The sequence below is a fragment of the Noviherbaspirillum phoenicis genome, assembly GCF_047237965.1.
Lineage (GTDB): Bacteria > Pseudomonadota > Gammaproteobacteria > Burkholderiales > Burkholderiaceae_D > Noviherbaspirillum_A.
Genome location: NZ_JBDFLX010000001.1, coordinates 1,005,527 through 1,021,645 on the forward strand (window position 1 = coordinate 1,005,527; position 16,119 = coordinate 1,021,645).

Below are 16,119 nucleotides of genomic sequence, written 5' to 3' on the forward strand. Positions count from 1 at the left end.
GAATAACCGGGGATTTTATCATGCGCGGGAGGTCGCCTTCGGCGACAAGGGGAAGAAGATGGGCTGTGGCTGGGCGACTTTCGTTGCCTTGGCCCGCGGATCAGCAGAGTTCCAGCCGTTTCTCGATGCGCTGCACCCGTTCCAGCACCTGGTCCATGGTCAACTGCTGACGTGCCAGGTCCTCATGCAGATGCAGATCGCTGCGCCGAAGCTCCATGCATGCCGCATCCACGCCCTGCATGCGCTGCCGGATGGTGGCGGTGTCTGCCTTAATGTCGGCAACCTCGGCCCGGAGTGCCTTGAGATGCTCGATGACCAGATTGTCGATGCTCATTCGTTTCTCCTGATGGTTAGGGTTAAGAAAATTGATCATGACGATCAAATAACTTACAACGCACAACTCGGAAAAGGCGACGCTACCCGAAATCCTGAGAGACAGCAAAATGAATCTACAAAAACATGCAGTCCTGCAACATGTCTATTGCTGAATAACCGGTCATCGAAACACTCGTTTCAATATCGTTCATTAGCAGCCGACCCTGGCTGCCAACCGCCAGCGTGGCCTTGGCTGGGATGTGGCCGAACGGCAAACCAGTCACCACGGGCAAGGGCAGCACTTCGCGCAAGTAACTCAGCATGCTAGAAAAGCCGTAGCCGTTGTCATAGTCACTGAGCCGGTACCCAGAGAAGTCGCCCAGCACCAGCGCACGCTGCCGGCCCAGCACGCCGCCATGCAGCAACTGCAGCAGCATGCGCTCGACCCGGTAAGGATGCTCGTTGATATCCTCGACAAAGAGGATGCCGCCATCGACCTGCGGCAGGTAGGGCGTGCCAAGCAGATGGACGATCATCGCAAGATTGCCGCCCCAGAGCGTGCCGGATACATCCAGCCTGGCGTTGTCGCTTCCTTCCCAGCTCACCTGGTGCTGGGGTCCGCGCAGGCAGTCGGTCAGGCTTTGCATCGCGTAGGGGTTGGGTTCGGCGCGGGTAAAGTCGTCGCATATCATCGGCCCGGCAAAGCTGGTCGCGCCGGTGGCCGCCAGCAGGGCCAGTTGCAATGCGGTGACGTCGCTATGGCCGACGATGCACTTGCCGCTGGCAGCCAGCAGTTCGTAGTCGAGCAAGGGCAGCAGCCGCGACATGCCGTAGCCGCCGCGCAGCGCAATGATGATATCGACGTCCGGATCGCGCGCGGCGGCATGCAGTTGCCCGACGCGCTCCGCGTCGCTGCCGCCGAAGCGCTGGTGCTTGCGCGCCGGATCATAGTAGTTGTGCACCAGCCAGCCACGCTCTTCCAGCCGCGCCAGCGCCAGGCGGAACGCGGCTTCATCCGGCGCATAACCGCCCGGCGCGACAATTGCAATGCCGGTGCGCCGTGGCGCGGTGTCAGGAAGCGTGTTGGTCATGGCATGCAGGAAGGTAGGAACGTCAGAGCTTATCGCAGTTTGCCGGGACAGCAGTACCGATAGCAGCAGTTACAGTTGCAGCGGCAGTCACAGCGGCGGTGGGCCGCTGCTTCGCCGCCAGGCGGCGCGCCGCGAAGAAGTCCTTCAGCAGCGCGCCGCACTCTCCGGCAAGAACGCCACCGACGACTTCGGTGTGATGGTTCAGCGTGGGCTGGGCAAACAGGTCCAGCACCGAGCCGCAGACGCCGGTCTTGGGGTCGCTTGCGCCATACACGATGCGCGCCAGCCGGGCATGCATCATTGCGCCGGAACACATCGCGCAGGGTTCGAGCGTGACGTACAGCTCGCATCCCGGCAGGCGGTAGTTGCCCAGCACGCGCGCCGCGGCGCGCAGCGCCATGATTTCCGCATGGGCGGTCGGGTCGTGCATCGCGATCGGATGGTTATAGCCGGTGGCAATCACCACGCCATCCTTCACCACCACCGCGCCGACCGGCACCTCGCCCAGGGCCAGCGCGCGGCCGGCTTCGGCGATGGCCAGTTGCATGTAGTCGGTGTCGCCCATCGTCAGTCGGCGCTGATCTCGGCCCAGCAGTTCGGCGTTTCATGCAGCACCAGCTTGTGCAGCTTCAGGCCGGTGCCATAGCGGTCGTGGAATACCGCCTTCAGGATGTCGAACGCGGTCTGGGCCAGGTTTTCCACGGTCGGGATGCGGTCGATGATCACCGTCTTGTGGTCGGGCAGGCCTTCCAGGAATGCGCGCACCGGCGTGTCTTCGCGGTACACCAGGAAGGCATGGTCCCAGACATCGACCAGGTGCTGCTTGGCCAGCGCCTTGACGTCGGAGAAGTCCATGATCATGCCGTTGTCGGAGCTGCCTTCGACATCGATCACGCTGCCCGTCAGCGTGATTTCCAGGGTGTAGCGATGGCCATGCAAGTTGCGGCACTGGCTCTTGTGGTCGGGGATGCGATGGCCGGCGTCGAATTCCAGCTTGCGGGTAATGGTGAGCATGAGGCTAGGGTATCTGTAAAAGTTTGTGGGTCTGCAGGCTGAGCTTCCAGCGCGGATTGCGCTTGCAGGTCTCGATGGCCAGCCGCGTGTTGGCCGCCGCGTCCGGGCCGTCCATGGCCTGCAAATAGAAATGCGTGAAATCCAGTCCTTCGTAGTCGGCCAGGTTCTGGCCGGCCTGCGGTATCACCACCTTGAGCTCACTGCCCTTTTCCACTTTCATGAAGGAACCGGCCTTGGGGCTGACGCAGATCCAGTCCACGCCTGGCGGCACATCCATCGTGCCGTTGGTCTCGATGGCGATCTCGAAGCCGTGGGCATGCATCGCAGCGATCAATGCGGCATCGAGCTGCAGCAGCGGTTCGCCGCCGGTGAAGACCACATACTTGCTGGCCGGGTAGCTCGCCGGCCACAGGCTGTCGATCAGCGCGGCCAGTTCAGCGGCGCCGGCATACTTGCCGCCGCGCTCGCCGTCGGTGCCGACGAAGTCGGTGTCGCAGAACTTGCAGACCGCGCTGGCGCGGTCGCTTTCGCGGCCGGTCCAGAGATTGCAGCCCGAGAAGCGGCAGAACACCGCCGGCCGCCCGGCGCGCGCGCCCTCGCCCTGGAGCGTATAAAAGATTTCCTTGACGCTGTAAGTCAAAACGTGAATTCCGAAGATGGTGGATGGCGCCTGCCGGCGCAAAGGGGCGTTATTTTCGCATTTTATGGACGGGCGTGCGTGACGGCCTGCGCCGGTGACAAGCTATACCATTCGCCTGTGCCTGGTTTTTTGCAGTTCGCTGGTAGGCGTAGGGTCTAGCGCCGTCGGTGTCCACAGCCGACCCGTTTGCGGCATCAGCGGCCAAATTAAGCGGAATTCGTGCTGTGAATGTCGTCATCAGACACCCCGGTGCCTGCTGAAAACAGATGCCGCGTCAGTCGCATCGAAACCGCCTGGCGACACCACATTCCCGACTCATCGTCACCGCGGCCTTCGCCTTGCACTCGCCGCAGCGCCTCACGTAGTTGCCTGCCACAGTCAATCGATTCGACGTTCACGAAGGATGCTATCGATCATGGATGCGCCACCCGGGCTGCCAGTTCGACATGCTGCAAGCGCCCATAGCAGGCACGCCACAGGCAACTTAACTCCAGCGCTGCCTGCCGTGCTCCTGCGGCACCGCCGCGCCATGCGCCCGCCATGCCCCTCCCATTTACTGAAGCCCCTGCCCGGATTGTTTCCAATCAAGCCAGCCGCGATTCCCATCGCTCATGCGCCTTGCCATGTGCCAATTCGCCCCTATCATTGACCCGACTCTTCAGCAAAAGGAATGACGCATGCCGGACATGGTAGTGGCAAGAAAGGAAGGCCTGTACTGCGTGCCGGGCCAGTTTTACATCGACCCGTGGCGGCCGGTAGACCGGGCCGTGATCACCCATGCCCACGCCGACCATGCCCGCGTCGGCCACGGCAGCTACCTGGCCGCCGAGAGCGGCGGCAATGTGCTGCGGGCACGGCTGGGAGAGATCAACCTGCAGACGCTGCCCTATGGCGAAACCGTGGTGCACAACGGCGTGACCGTGTCGCTGCACCCCGCCGGCCATGTGCTGGGCTCGGCACAGGTGCGCATGGAATACCAGGGCGAGGTCTGGGTCGCGTCCGGCGACTACAAGGTCGAGCCGGACGCCACCTGCGCGCCATTCGAGCCGGTGCGCTGCGATACCTTCATCACCGAATCCACCTTCGGCCTGCCGATCTACCGCTGGCAGCCGCAGGACGAGGTGTATGCCGAGATCAACGATTGGTGGCGCGGCAATGCCGAGGAAGGCCGGGCCAGCGTGCTGTACTGCTATTCCTTCGGCAAGGCGCAGCGCATCCTGTCCGGCCTGGACCGGGCCATCGGCCCGATCTTCTGCCATGGCGCGGTGGAGCCGCTGAACCGGGTCTACCGCGCAGGCGGCATCGACCTGCCGGACACCCTGCTGGTATCGGAGGCCACCGGCGGCAAGGCGGCGTTTCGCGACGCGCTGATCCTGGCGCCGCCATCGGCCGGCGGCAGCACCTGGATCCGCCGCTTCGGCGACTACAGCGACGCCTTCGCCAGCGGCTGGATGCAGCTGCGCGGCGCGCGGCGGCGGCGGGCGGTGGACCGCGGCTTCATCCTGTCCGACCATGCCGACTGGCCGGGCCTGATGTCGGCCATCGCCGCCACCGGCGCCGAGCGGGTCATCGTCACCCATGGGCAGATCGGCACCATGGTGCGCTGGCTGCAGCAAAACGGCCTGGAGGCCGGCGCCTTCGAGACCGAATACGGCGACGAGGACGATGCCGCGCCGGCGGCGCCGCAGCCGCAGGACCAGGAGCAAGCGCAGGCCCGGGAGCAGCCCGCCGATGCGTGAGTTCGCCCGCCTTTATACCGAGCTGGACTCGACCACCGCCACCAACCGCAAGCTGGCCGCGCTGCAGACCTATTTCGCCAGTGCCCGCCCGGAAGACGCCGCCTGGGCGGTCTACTTTCTGGCTGGCGGCAAGCCGCGCCAGGTGGTGCCGACCAAGCTGCTGCGCCAGTACACGATAGAACGGGCGGCGCTGGACGACTGGCTGTTCGACGAATGCTATGACGCCGTGGGCGACCTGGCCGAGACCATCGCCCATATCCTGCCGCCGCCAAGCGCCGAGAGCGATGTCGGCCTGTCGGTCTGGATGGAGGAGCGCATCCTGCCGCTGCGCGGCGCGACGCCCGAACGCATACGCGCGGCGCTGTTTGCCATCTGGGACGAGACCAACTGGCGCGAGCGCTTCCTGCTGATGAAGCTGATTGGCGGCAGCTTCCGGGTGGGCGTGTCGCGCCTCTTGGTCACGCGGGCGCTGGGCGAAGTCGCCGGCATCGATGCCAAGCTGGTCGCGCAGCGGCTGATGGGCTGGGTCGATGGCCGGGTGCAGCCCGATGCCGATCGCTATGCGCAGCTGATCGCCCCGCAGTCGGAATTCGAGCACCAGTTGCGCGGCGGCCAGCCCTATCCCTTCTTCCTGGCGCATGCGCTGCAGGTCGGGCCGGACACGCTGGGCGACATCGGCGACTGGCTGGCCGAATGGAAGTACGACGGCATCCGCGCCCAGTTGGTGCGCCGCAGCGGCCAGAGCTGGCTGTGGTCGCGCGGCGAAGACCTGATCACCGACCGTTTCCCCGAAATCAGCGCCGTGCCGCTGCCTGACGGCACCGTGGTCGATGGCGAAGTGGTGATCTGGCAGCAGGGCAAGCCGGCCCTGTTCGCCGACCTGCAGAAACGCATCGGCCGCAAGACGCTATCGGCCAAGATGCTGCAGGAATTGCCGGCCGCGCTGATCGCCTACGACCTGCTGGAACAGGATGGCGAAGACCTGCGCCGGCTGACGCAGCGGGAACGCCGCCAGCGGCTGGAAGCGGTGGTGGCAGAGGCCAATTGCCCGCAGCTGGTGCTGTCGCCGCTGATCGAGGCGGCCAGCTGGGAGCAACTGGCCCAGTTGCGCGAATCGTCGCGCTCGCGCGCAGTGGAAGGCATGATGCTGAAAGGCATGGACGCCCAGTACGGCGTCGGCCGCACTCGCGACGTCGGCACCTGGTGGAAATGGAAGATCGATCCCTACAGCGTGGACGCGGTGCTGATCTATGCCCAGGCCGGCCATGGTCGCCGCGCCTCGCTCTACACCGACTACACCTTCGCGGTCTGGGATGACGACCCCGAGGGCGGACGCCGGCTGGTGCCGTTTACCAAGGCGTATTCCGGCCTGACCGACGCCGAGATCGGCAAGGTCGATGCGGCGATCCGGCGCACCACCGTGGAAAAGTTCGGCCCGGTGCGCAGCGTGAAGCCGACCATGGTGTTCGAGATCGGCTTCGAAGGCATCGCCCGCTCCAGCCGGCACAAGGCCGGCATCGCGGTGCGCTTCCCGCGCATGCTTCGCATCCGCGACGACAAGAAGATCGAGGAGGCGGACACCCTGGCCACGCTGCAGGGCATGCTGCCGTGAAGTCCGAGCGCAACGCAAAGCTGACGCCGGAGCAGGCGGTCGAAGCCTGGTTCGCGGAGCGCGGCTGGACGCCATTTCCGTTCCAGCGCCAGGTCTGGCAAGCCTTTGCCGAAGGCCGCAGCGGCCTGCTGCATGCCGCCACCGGCGCCGGCAAGACCTATGCGCTGTGGATGGGCGCGCTGTTGCGCGGCATGCGCGGCCAGGCGTCGCCCGGCAAGGGCGCGCGGGTGCTGTGGATCACGCCGATGCGTGCATTGGCCGCCGACACCATGAAGGCGCTGCAGGCGCCGGCGGCCGATCTGCTGCCGGGCTGGACCGGCGGCCTGCGCACCGGCGACACCGGCTCGGCCGAGCGGGCGCGCCAGGTCAGGAGCCTGCCCTCGCTGCTGGTCACCACGCCGGAAAGCCTGACCCTGCTGCTCTCGGCCGCCGACGCCCGCGAACGCTTCCGCCATCTCGACGCCGTGATCGTCGACGAATGGCATGAACTGCTGGGCAGCAAGCGCGGCGTGCAAACCCAGCTGGCGCTGGCCCGGCTGCGGCTATGGCGTCCCGAACTGCTGGTCTGGGGTCTGTCGGCGACCATAGGCAACCTGCGGCAGGCCCAGGACGCGCTGCTCGGCACGGGCCAGGGAACGCTGGTGGAAGGCGTTGACGACAAGGACATCCTGGTCGACACCCTGCTGCCGCCGGCGACCGGCCGCTTCCCGTGGGCCGGGCATCTGGGCACCGTGATGCTGCCGGCCGTGGTGCGTGAAATCGAGCAGAGCGCGTCGACCCTGGTGTTCACCAATACCCGTGCCCAGTCCGAACTGTGGTACCAGAGCCTGCTGGCCGAACGCCCGGACTGGGCCGGCCTGATCGCGCTGCATCACGGCTCGCTCGACAAGGCCGTCCGCGACTGGGTGGAGATGAGCATCAAGGACGGCAGCCTGAAGGCGGTGGTCTGCACTTCCAGCCTGGACCTCGGCGTGGACTTCGCGCCGGTGGAACGGGTGCTGCAGATCGGCAGCTGCAAGGGCATTGCCCGGCTGCTGCAGCGGGCCGGACGCAGCGGCCACGCGCCCGGCCGGCGCTCCCGGGTCACGCTGGTGCCGACCAACAGCCTGGAACTGCTGGAAGCCGCCGGCGCGAAGCGCGCATTGGCGGCGCGCTCGGTGGAAGCGCGCATCCCGCCCAACAAGCCGCTGGACGTGCTGGTGCAGCATATGGTGACGATGGCGCTGGGCGGCGGTTTCCGCCCGGACGAACTGTACGGCGAAGTTAGGCAGGCCTGGTCCTATCGCGAGCTGGCGCCGGAGGAATGGCAATGGGCGCTGGATTTCGTAGCCCGCGGCGGCCAGAGCCTGGCGGTCTATCCCGAATACCGGCGGGTGTTGCCGGATGAGGAAGGCGTCTACCGCGTGCCGGACGCCACGCTGGCGCGGCGGCACCGGATGAACATCGGCACCATCGTGTCGGACGCGTCCATCCAGGTCAAATTCCTGTCCGGCGCCACCATAGGCTCGGTGGACGAATCCTTCATTTCACGACTGGCCAAGGGCGACCATTTCCTGTTCGGCGGCCGCATGCTGGAATTCATCCGCATCCATGAAATGACGGCGTATGTGCGCAAGGCCAGCGGCCGCAAGGGCGCAGTGCCGCGCTGGCAAGGGGGCAAGCTGCCGATGTCGTCGGAGCTGGCGCATGCGGCCCTGGCCTGCCTGGAAGAAGCCGACCACGCACGGTTCGCCGGCCCTGAAATGCAGGCCATCCAGTCCTTGCTGGAACTGCAGCGACGCTGGTCCGCCCTGCCCACGGCGCGCACGCTGGTGGCCGAGTCGCTGAGGAGCCGCGAAGGCTGGCACCTGTTCCTCTACCCGTTCGCCGGGCGCTCGGTGCATCTCGGCCTGGCCTCGCTGCTGGCCTGGCGCATCGCGCGCCAGCAGAGCGCCACGTTTTCGATTGCCGTGAATGACTATGGCCTGGAACTGCTCTGTCCCGACGCCATCGACTATGAAACCCTGCTGCTGCGCCCTTCGGCGCCGGTGCACCGGCTGCTGGCGGAAGACCATCTGCTGGAAGACGTGCTGGCCAGCCTGAACGCGGCCGAGCTGTCGCAGCGCCGCTTCCGGGAAATCGCCCGTATCGCCGGCCTGCTGTTCCAGGGCTATCCGGGCCAGCGCAAGAGCAACCGGCAGCTGCAGGCATCCTCCAGCCTGTTCTACGAGGTCTTCAGGAAGCACGATCCCGGCAATCTGCTGCTGACCCAGGCACAGCGCGAGGTGCTGGAGCAGGAACTGGAACTGGGCCGCCTGCGCGATACGCTGGCCGAACTGCGTGGTCGCGCGCTGGCCTGGCATGCGGTGCCGCGTGCCACTCCATTCGGCTTTCCGCTGATGGTGGAACGCTTCCGGGAAAAGCTGAGCACGGAAAAGCTGTCGGACCGCGTCGCCCGCATGGTACGGGAGCTGGAAAACGCCGCCGCGTTGCCGGAGCGGCGCCGATGATGGCGGGTGCGGTGGAGATCGAGGCGGCGGGCGAAATGCTGACGCTGCTGCCGCAGCGGGCGCTGTTCTGGCCAGCGCGGGCAATGCTGGTGATCGCCGATATCCATTTCGGCAAGGCCGCATCCTTCCGCGCCCAGGGCGTGCCGGTGCCGCGCGGCACGACAACGGAAAACCTGGACATGCTGACCACGCTGGCGGCTGCAACCGGCGCTACGAGCATCCTGTTCCTGGGGGATTTCCTGCATGCGCGTCATGCTCATGCGGCCGCCACCATGGCCGCGCTGCATGCCTGGCGCGAGCGGCACAGCCATCTGGCGCTGACGCTGGTGCGGGGCAACCATGACAGCCACGCCGGCGATCCGCCGCCGAGTCTGGCCATCACGGTGGTGGACGAACCCTACCGGATCGGGCCCCTCGTCTTTGTGCATCATCCGCAGCTGCACCCGGAGGGCTACGTACTGGCAGGCCACGTGCATCCGGTCTACCGGCTTGCCGCGCGCGGCGACGCGCTGCGCCTGCCGTGTTTCCTGTTTGGCCGGGAAGGCGGCATGCTGCCGTCCTTCGGCGCATTCACTGGCGGCCATCCGGTAACACCGGCGCAACACGACCGGCTGTTTCTGGCAGCGCCAGACATGGTGATCGAGCTGACTGCGCGAGGCCGGGGCCAGGCTTGATGCGCGGTTTATTGTGCGGCGTTGAAATCGGCAGCATCGACGGTGATCGGCCGCGGGCATCCTTCCAGAAATTTGCGGCGCGCCACCGCGTCGATCAGCTTGCGGTTGCGGCGATAGGCGCTGCGTGGCTCAATCTGGGCATCCTTCGGCAGGAAGTGCTTTTCCAGCGCCTCCGCGGACAGCAATGCAATGAATTCGTCTGCATCGATCTTGATTGAAAACCACAGGCCTGCGTGAATGGCGGTGTCTTGCTGGTTGGTTGGCATCGCGTACTCCTGACAGAAAAATGCTCTACTTCGTTTTGCATTGAAGAAATCAATGCGACAGACGAAGTATCCTGAACTGTCCAGTGACACGCTATCGGCGAACAATGATTTTTGTGTAGTCGATCAACTACACGCGTAACTAATGGCCTAGAGATTACCCTCAACTCCTAGTTAATTGCAGCTAACTTCACCGATAGTGGCAAACGCAGAGATACCAAGGTTCCTTGCTTGGCGCCCTTTCCTATGCTCAGGGTGCCGCCGAGATAGAGGGCGCGCTCCTGCATCCCCCGCAGCCCCCACGACTCGGTCGCCAGCAAGCGCTCGGGCGAGATGCTGGTGCCGTCATCCTCGATGTCGAGGCGCAGTTGCTCATGGTCCAGCCGGACGGTGATGTCCACCACGGTCGCCTGGGCATGCCTGGCCACATTCGTCAGCGCTTCCTGGGCAATGCGAAACAGCATTGCCCCGGCGTCCGCTCCGATAACGGGAAGATCCGGGTCGATCACGCAGTGGCAATGCACCCCGGTCTGGGCTTCGAGCTGGCTGGCCTGCCATTCGATGGCTTCCCACACGCCGAGCTGGTCGAGCACGCTTGGGCGCAGATCGGCGATCACGCGCCTGACGGTGTCCAGCGCGGCGTCCGCCTGCGCCATGGCTTCGGCCAGCAAGGGCGCGGCCTGCGCGTCGCTGCCGACGCGGCTGCTGGCCACCGACACATAGGCCTTGATGCCGGTCAGCACGCCACCCAGTTCGTCATGGATCTCGCGCGCAATCCGCTGGCGCTCGTTTTCCTTGATCCGTTCCTGGTGGCCGCCCAGCTCGCGCAGCGATTTCTGCGAGCGCCGCAACTCGGTCTCGACCTGCTTGAATTCGCTGATGTCGAGCACCGTGCCGACGATCGTGCGTCCCGAAGCGGCCTGGCCTTCGGCGATTTCGGCATGCAGCATCACATGGCGGACGGTGCCATCCGGCCGGGTAATGGACAATTCACAAGCGTCATACGTGCCTTCAAGCACATCGGCCAGGAAGCTGCGCCATAGCGCCCGCGTGCTGCCGGGCAGGCGGGACAGGACAGGCACATTGTCCAGTTCGGGTTCCATGCCGAAGATCCGGAAGCATTCATCCGACCACTGCTGCCAGCCGTTGGCCACATCCATTTCCCAGCTGCCCACGTGCGCGATCCGCTGCGCATTGTTGAGGCTGCGTTCGGTGCGGCGCAGAACGCCTTCCACCCGCTCCCGTGCGGCAATGTCCATGCTCAGCTGCGTGTTGGCAGCATGCAGTGCTGCTGTACGCTCTTCGACCAGCTGGTGAATATGCCGTGTCCGCGAACCTTGGGTGCGCAAATAGACGGCCGCCATGACGCTGGTGAGGACGCCGAACAGGGCGACCAGCCACGATCCCACCTGGCCACCGCTGCGTATGTCGGCGCCGCGCACCTCCACGCGCCAGGTGACGCCGCCAATCGGAAACGTCTGCGAGGAGGATCGCACGGTGGCATCCGTGCGCCTTTCCATGCTCTCCCCGTGCTGGAACGCCAGGACCTCGGTGCTTCCCTGAGAAACATAGGCCGCCATGTACATGCCATTCAACGGCCCGAGGCCGGAGTCGTCCAGGATCTTTTCGATCAGCTTGCCGGTAGGCATGCCCAGGCCGGTATAGCCGTAGACAGCGGCACGCCGCGCCTCGGGCGTGTCGAGCGGCATGCCCTCGCGGTAAATCGCCTTCACGACCACCAGCCGCGGCGGCGACGGCGGCACGAACAGGTAACGGATCACCGCTGTGGCGGAAGCCTCGCCGGTGTCGGTTGCCCGCTGCACGGCCTGGCTGATGCTGGGCTCCATCAGCGCGTCGAAACCGATGCCGACCAGGCCGTTGATGGTGCTCGGTTCAAGGTATTCCACGACCAGATACTGGTCACGGTCCGCTGCGCGCACCGGCTTGCCGTCCTTCAGGTCGCTGACTTGAAAGTCGGGATGCGTGATGCGCTTGCGCGACTCGTAGGCCGCGCGCTCGGCGTGCGGCACCAGCCGCAGGAAGGAAATGGAATTGAAAAACGGCCGCGTCTGGGCCAATGGTCCAACGAAGGCATGAAACTGCGCCTGGCTGATCGGGCCGAAGGTCGCGAACACCCGGTTCACGTCCTCAATCGTTTCCACCACCTCTTCCAGCCCCTGGCGCACCGTCTGGATGCGGAAACTGGCGCGGCGATCGAAGATCAGCTGTTCCATCGCCAGCTCCTGGTCGCGGGTCCAGGAATACAGCGCGGCGGTGGCCAGCAGGCCCAGGATCAGGCACAGCAGCGCCGGCAGAAAGGACGGGAAGGAAAAACGTTGTCGATACATGCGTGGCCGCTCGGCGCGATCTCTTTATGCAATCCGTCGTTGGAGGCGCCGCAGGCGATCCGGCTGCGATCCCGGAGTAATCCCAATGCCCGCGGCGAAGCCGTCATGAAAGCGCGGCGATCATTCCCACTCGATGGTGGCCGGCGGCTTGCCCGAAATGTCGTACACCACCCGGTTGATGCCCCGCACCTCGTTGATGATGCGGTTCGACACCCTGCCCAGCAGTTCATGCGGCAGATGCGCCCAGTGCGCCGTCATGAAGTCCTGGGTCTGCACCGCGCGCAGCGCCACCACGTATTCGTAGGTGCGGCCGTCGCCCATCACGCCGACCGACTTCACCGGCAGGAACACGGCAAAGGCCTGGCTGGTGGCGTCGTACCAGTTCTTGTGGAACATGCCCACTTCGCGACCCTCGCCCAGTTCTGCCGGCAGCGGAATGGCGGTGTTGCGCAGCTCCTCGATGAAGATCGCGTCGGCGCGGCGCAGCAGGTCGGCGAATTCTTTCTTCACCTCGCCCAGGATGCGCACGCCCAGGCCGGGGCCGGGGAAAGGATGGCGATACACCATGTCATGCGGCAGGCCCAGCGCCACGCCGAGTTCGCGCACCTCGTCCTTGAACAGTTCGCGCAGCGGCTCCAGCAGTTTCAGGTTCAGGGTTTCCGGCAGGCCGCCCACGTTATGGTGGCTCTTGATCGTATGCGCGCCCTTCTTGCCCTTGCCGGCGCTCTCGATCACGTCCGGATAGATGGTGCCCTGGGCCAGCCACTTCGCATTCGGCAGCCGGCCCGCCTCCTGCTGGAACACCTCGACGAACTCGGCGCCGATGATCTTGCGCTTGGCTTCCGGATCGGTCACGCCGGCCAGCTTGCCCATGAACTGGTCGGTGGCGTCGACGCGGATCACCTTCACGCCGAGGTTCTTGCCGAACATGTCCATCACCATCTGGCCTTCGTTCAGGCGCAGCAGGCCGTGGTCGACGAAGACGCAGGTCAGCTGGTCGCCGATGGCGCGATGGATCAGCGCCGCGGCCACGCTGCTGTCGACGCCGCCGGACAGGCCGAGGATCACTTCCTCTTCGCCGACCTGGGCGCGGATCTTCTCCACTGCCTCGGCGATGTAGTCAGGCATGTTCCAGTCGGACTTGCAGCCGCAGATCTCGTGCACGAAGCGCGACAGGATGGCCTTGCCCTGCATCGTATGGGTGACTTCCGGATGGAACTGCACCGCGTACAGGCGACGGTCCTCGTCGGCCATGGCAGCCACCGGACAGTTGTCGGTGGACGCCATCAGCTTGAAGCCGGGCGGCATTTCCAGCACCTTGTCGCCATGGCTCATCCAGACCTTCAGCATGCCATGACCTTCCGGCGTGACGAAGTCGGCGATGCCGTTGAGCAGCGCGGTATGGCCGCGCGCGCGCAGTTCGGCGTAGCCGAATTCGCGCACCGTGCCATTCTCGACCTTGCCGCCCAGCTGCTGCGCCATGGCCTGCATGCCGTAGCAGATGCCCAGCACCGGCACGCCCAGCTCGAACACGGCAGCCGGCACCCGCGGCGTATCGCCTTCGGTCACCGAGCTCGGGCCGCCGGACAGGATGACGCCGGCGGCGCCATAGCCACGCACGAAGTCGTCGCTGACGTCATACGAAAAGACCTCGGAGAACACGCCGCTGTCGCGCACGCGGCGGGCGATCAGCTGGGTGACTTGGGATCCGAAATCCAGAATGAGAATTTTTGAATGCATGGCGGGACAGGATGAAAAAAAGAACGACTTGAATGGAAACCGGCCGCCGGCGCAAGCCGGCGGCCGTGCATGATAGACGCTGGCGCTTACTCGGCGCGGTAGTTCGGCGCTTCCTTGGTGATCTGCACGTCATGCACATGCGACTCGCGCATGCCGGCCGACGTGATCTCGACGAACTCGGCCTTCTCGCGCAGTTCGTCGATGGTGGCGCAGCCGCAGTAGCCCATCGACGAGCGCACGCCGCCGACCAGCTGGTACAGGATGGCGATCACGCTGCCCTTGTAGGGCACCCGGCCCTCGATGCCTTCCGGCACGAACTTGTCGGCATTGTTGGCCGCGTCCTGGAAGTAGCGGTCGGCCGAGCCGTCGGACATCGCGCCCAGGCTACCCATGCCGCGGTAGGACTTGTAGCTGCGGCCCTGGAACAGGATCACTTCGCCCGGCGCTTCCTCGGTGCCGGCGAACATGCTGCCCATCATCACGCTGGATGCGCCCGCGGCCAGTGCCTTCGAAATGTCGCCCGAGAAACGAATGCCGCCGTCGGCGATGCAGGGCACGCCGGTGCCGGCCAGCGCTTCGGAAACGTTGGAAATGGCGGTGATCTGCGGCACGCCCACGCCGGCCACGATGCGGGTGGTGCAGATCGAGCCGGGGCCGATGCCGACCTTCACGCCGTCGGCGCCGTGCTCCAGCAGCGCCCGCGCGGCGGCAGCGGTGGCGATGTTGCCGCCGATGACTTCCACCTGCGGATAGTTGTTCTTGACCCAGCGCACCCGGTCCAGCACGCCTTTGGAATGGCCGTGGGCGGTGTCGACCACGATCACGTCGACGCCGGCCTTGACCAGCAGGTCGATGCGCTCTTCGTTATCCGGGCCGACGCCGACCGCCGCGCCCACGCGCAGCTTGCCATGCTCGTCCTTGGAGGCCAGCGGATGCTCGGTCGACTTCTGGATGTCCTTGACCGTGATCAGGCCGCGCAGCTCGAAGGCATCGTCGACCACCACCACCCGCTCCAGCCTGTGCTTGTTCATCAGGCGCTTGGCTTCGGACAGTTCGGCGCCGTCGCGCACGGTGACCAGCTTCTCGCGCGGCGTCATCTTCGCGCGCACCTCGGCGTCCAGTTCCTCTTCGAAGCGCAGGTCGCGGTTGGTGATGATGCCGACCACCTTCTTGCCTTCCACCACCGGGAAGCCGCTGATGCCGTGCTGTTGCGACAGCGCGATCACGTCGCGGATCTTCATGTCGGGCGGGATGGTGATCGGATCGCGCACCACGCCGGACTCGAAGCGCTTGACCTTGGCGACTTCACGCGCCTGCTCGCGGGCGGTCAGATTCTTGTGGACGATGCCGATGCCGCCTTCCTGCGCCATCGCGATCGCCAGACGCGCTTCGGTCACCGTATCCATCGCCGCCGACACCAGCGGGATCGACAGCGAGATATTGCGGGTCAGGCGGGTTTTGAGGGAAGTGTCCTTGGGAAGGATGTCTGAATAGGCGGGTACGAGCAGCACGTCATCGAATGTGAGTGCTTTTTGAAGTAGACGCATGGCGATTCCTGTAGGCGCAAAAGCGAATTATACAGAAATCGACGCCGGGAAAGCCCGTTGGAAACTGTCACAGGCAGGCGCTTTCGGTTGACACATCCGGCAAAGCATGAGGAAATCGTTGCCTTTGATCACTAATTAAAGGACTCACCATGGCCGCCACGACATTGCGCAGGCTTGCCTGCATGCTCGCATTCGCCGCCCTGCCGGCACTGGCCCAGCATGTCTGGCTCGACGAGAAGGGCGTCAAGCAGTATTCGGATCAGCCGCCGCCGGCCGGCACGCCGGCCAGCCGCATCCTGCAAAGCCCCGGCGCGCGCGGGGCGGCTTCCACGCTTACGACAGTTCCTGCGCCCAGCGGGCCGACGCTGGCCGAGCGCAATGCCGACTTTGAAAAGCGCCGCCTGGAGCGCGCCGAGCGCGAACAGAAGGAAAGCGAGCAGGCGGCGCTGGAAAAGGAAAAGAGCCGCAATTGCGAGCAGGCACGCGCTTACGGCCGGGCGCTGGCCAATGGCGGACGAATTTCCCGCACCGACGCCAATGGCGAGCGCAGCTATCTGACGGACACCCAGCGGGCGGAGGAAACCAGCCGGGTGCAGCGCGTGCTGGAGCAGTGCCGCAGCGGCAGCTGAGAGCAAGCCGCCGGGAAC

14 protein-coding genes are annotated in these 16,119 nt (G+C 65.4%); 5 read left to right on the forward strand and 9 right to left on the reverse strand.

Annotated elements, in window-relative coordinates:
• Positions 1-100: 100 nt before the first annotated feature.
• The 5 genes from ABC383_RS04620 to queE all read right to left on the reverse strand — a co-directional run bounded on the left by ABC383_RS04620 (position 101) and on the right by queE (position 3,060).
• Entirely contained in the window at positions 101-334 is a 234-nt protein-coding gene (locus tag ABC383_RS04620; RefSeq protein WP_413012203.1) for a hypothetical protein, read from the reverse strand.
• A 115-nt stretch (positions 335-449) separates the two neighbouring features.
• Complete coding sequence (gene ldcA / locus ABC383_RS04625; RefSeq protein ID WP_413012204.1) at positions 450-1,406, reverse strand: muramoyltetrapeptide carboxypeptidase; 957 nt, start codon at positions 1,404-1,406, stop codon at positions 450-452.
• 22 nt (positions 1,407-1,428) lie between these two features.
• Positions 1,429-1,971, reverse strand: a complete 543-nt coding sequence (gene tadA, locus ABC383_RS04630; protein ID WP_413012205.1) for a tRNA adenosine(34) deaminase TadA — start codon at positions 1,969-1,971, stop codon at positions 1,429-1,431.
• Between the two features lie 2 nt (positions 1,972-1,973).
• On the reverse strand, positions 1,974-2,420 hold the full coding sequence (gene queD / locus ABC383_RS04635) for a 6-carboxytetrahydropterin synthase QueD (RefSeq protein WP_217344609.1): 447 nt from the start codon (positions 2,418-2,420) through the stop codon (positions 1,974-1,976).
• Positions 2,421-2,424: 4 nt separating this feature from the next.
• Complete coding sequence (queE, locus tag ABC383_RS04640) at positions 2,425-3,060, reverse strand: 7-carboxy-7-deazaguanine synthase (RefSeq protein WP_413012206.1); 636 nt, start codon at positions 3,058-3,060, stop codon at positions 2,425-2,427.
• A gap of 677 nt (positions 3,061-3,737) precedes the next feature.
• Here queE and ABC383_RS04645 point away from each other — a divergent pair.
• The 4 genes from ABC383_RS04645 to pdeM are packed head-to-tail and all read left to right on the forward strand — an operon-like array spanning position 3,738 to position 9,574.
• Entirely contained in the window at positions 3,738-4,799 is a 1,062-nt protein-coding gene (locus tag ABC383_RS04645; protein ID WP_413012207.1) for a ligase-associated DNA damage response exonuclease, read from the forward strand.
• Positions 4,792-6,411 (forward strand): ATP-dependent DNA ligase, encoded by a 1,620-nt coding sequence (locus ABC383_RS04650; protein WP_413012208.1) that lies wholly within the window; start codon positions 4,792-4,794, stop codon positions 6,409-6,411. The genes ABC383_RS04645 and ABC383_RS04650 overlap by 8 nt, the downstream gene beginning before the upstream one ends.
• The gene (locus tag ABC383_RS04655; protein WP_413012209.1) at positions 6,408-8,900 is read left to right on the forward strand and encodes a ligase-associated DNA damage response DEXH box helicase; all 2,493 of its coding nucleotides are present in this window, start codon (positions 6,408-6,410) and stop codon (positions 8,898-8,900) included. The genes ABC383_RS04650 and ABC383_RS04655 overlap by 4 nt, the downstream gene beginning before the upstream one ends.
• The gene (gene pdeM, locus ABC383_RS04660; RefSeq protein WP_413016234.1) at positions 8,900-9,574 is read left to right on the forward strand and encodes a ligase-associated DNA damage response endonuclease PdeM; all 675 of its coding nucleotides are present in this window, start codon (positions 8,900-8,902) and stop codon (positions 9,572-9,574) included. The genes ABC383_RS04655 and pdeM overlap by 1 nt, the downstream gene beginning before the upstream one ends.
• 8 nt (positions 9,575-9,582) lie before the next feature.
• Here the strand turns inward: pdeM and ABC383_RS04665 are convergent, their stop codons facing one another.
• The 4 genes from ABC383_RS04665 to guaB form a co-directional block, all read right to left on the reverse strand.
• Entirely contained in the window at positions 9,583-9,930 is a 348-nt protein-coding gene (locus ABC383_RS04665) for a hypothetical protein (RefSeq protein WP_413012210.1), read from the reverse strand.
• Between the two features lie 77 nt (positions 9,931-10,007).
• On the reverse strand, positions 10,008-12,185 hold the full coding sequence (locus ABC383_RS04670) for a sensor histidine kinase (RefSeq protein ID WP_413012211.1): 2,178 nt from the start codon (positions 12,183-12,185) through the stop codon (positions 10,008-10,010).
• A gap of 120 nt (positions 12,186-12,305) precedes the next feature.
• Positions 12,306-13,925, reverse strand: coding sequence for a glutamine-hydrolyzing GMP synthase (gene guaA, locus ABC383_RS04675; RefSeq protein WP_413012212.1), 1,620 nt, complete (start codon positions 13,923-13,925; stop codon positions 12,306-12,308).
• An 86-nt stretch (positions 13,926-14,011) separates the two neighbouring features.
• Entirely contained in the window at positions 14,012-15,472 is a 1,461-nt protein-coding gene (guaB, locus tag ABC383_RS04680) for an IMP dehydrogenase (RefSeq protein ID WP_413012213.1), read from the reverse strand.
• A 149-nt stretch (positions 15,473-15,621) separates the two neighbouring features.
• Between guaB and ABC383_RS04685 the strand changes: the two genes are divergently transcribed.
• Positions 15,622-16,101: a DUF4124 domain-containing protein gene (locus ABC383_RS04685; protein WP_413012214.1), complete on the forward strand. Its 480-nt coding sequence runs from the start codon at positions 15,622-15,624 to the stop codon at positions 16,099-16,101.
• Positions 16,102-16,119: the final 18 nt, after the last annotated feature.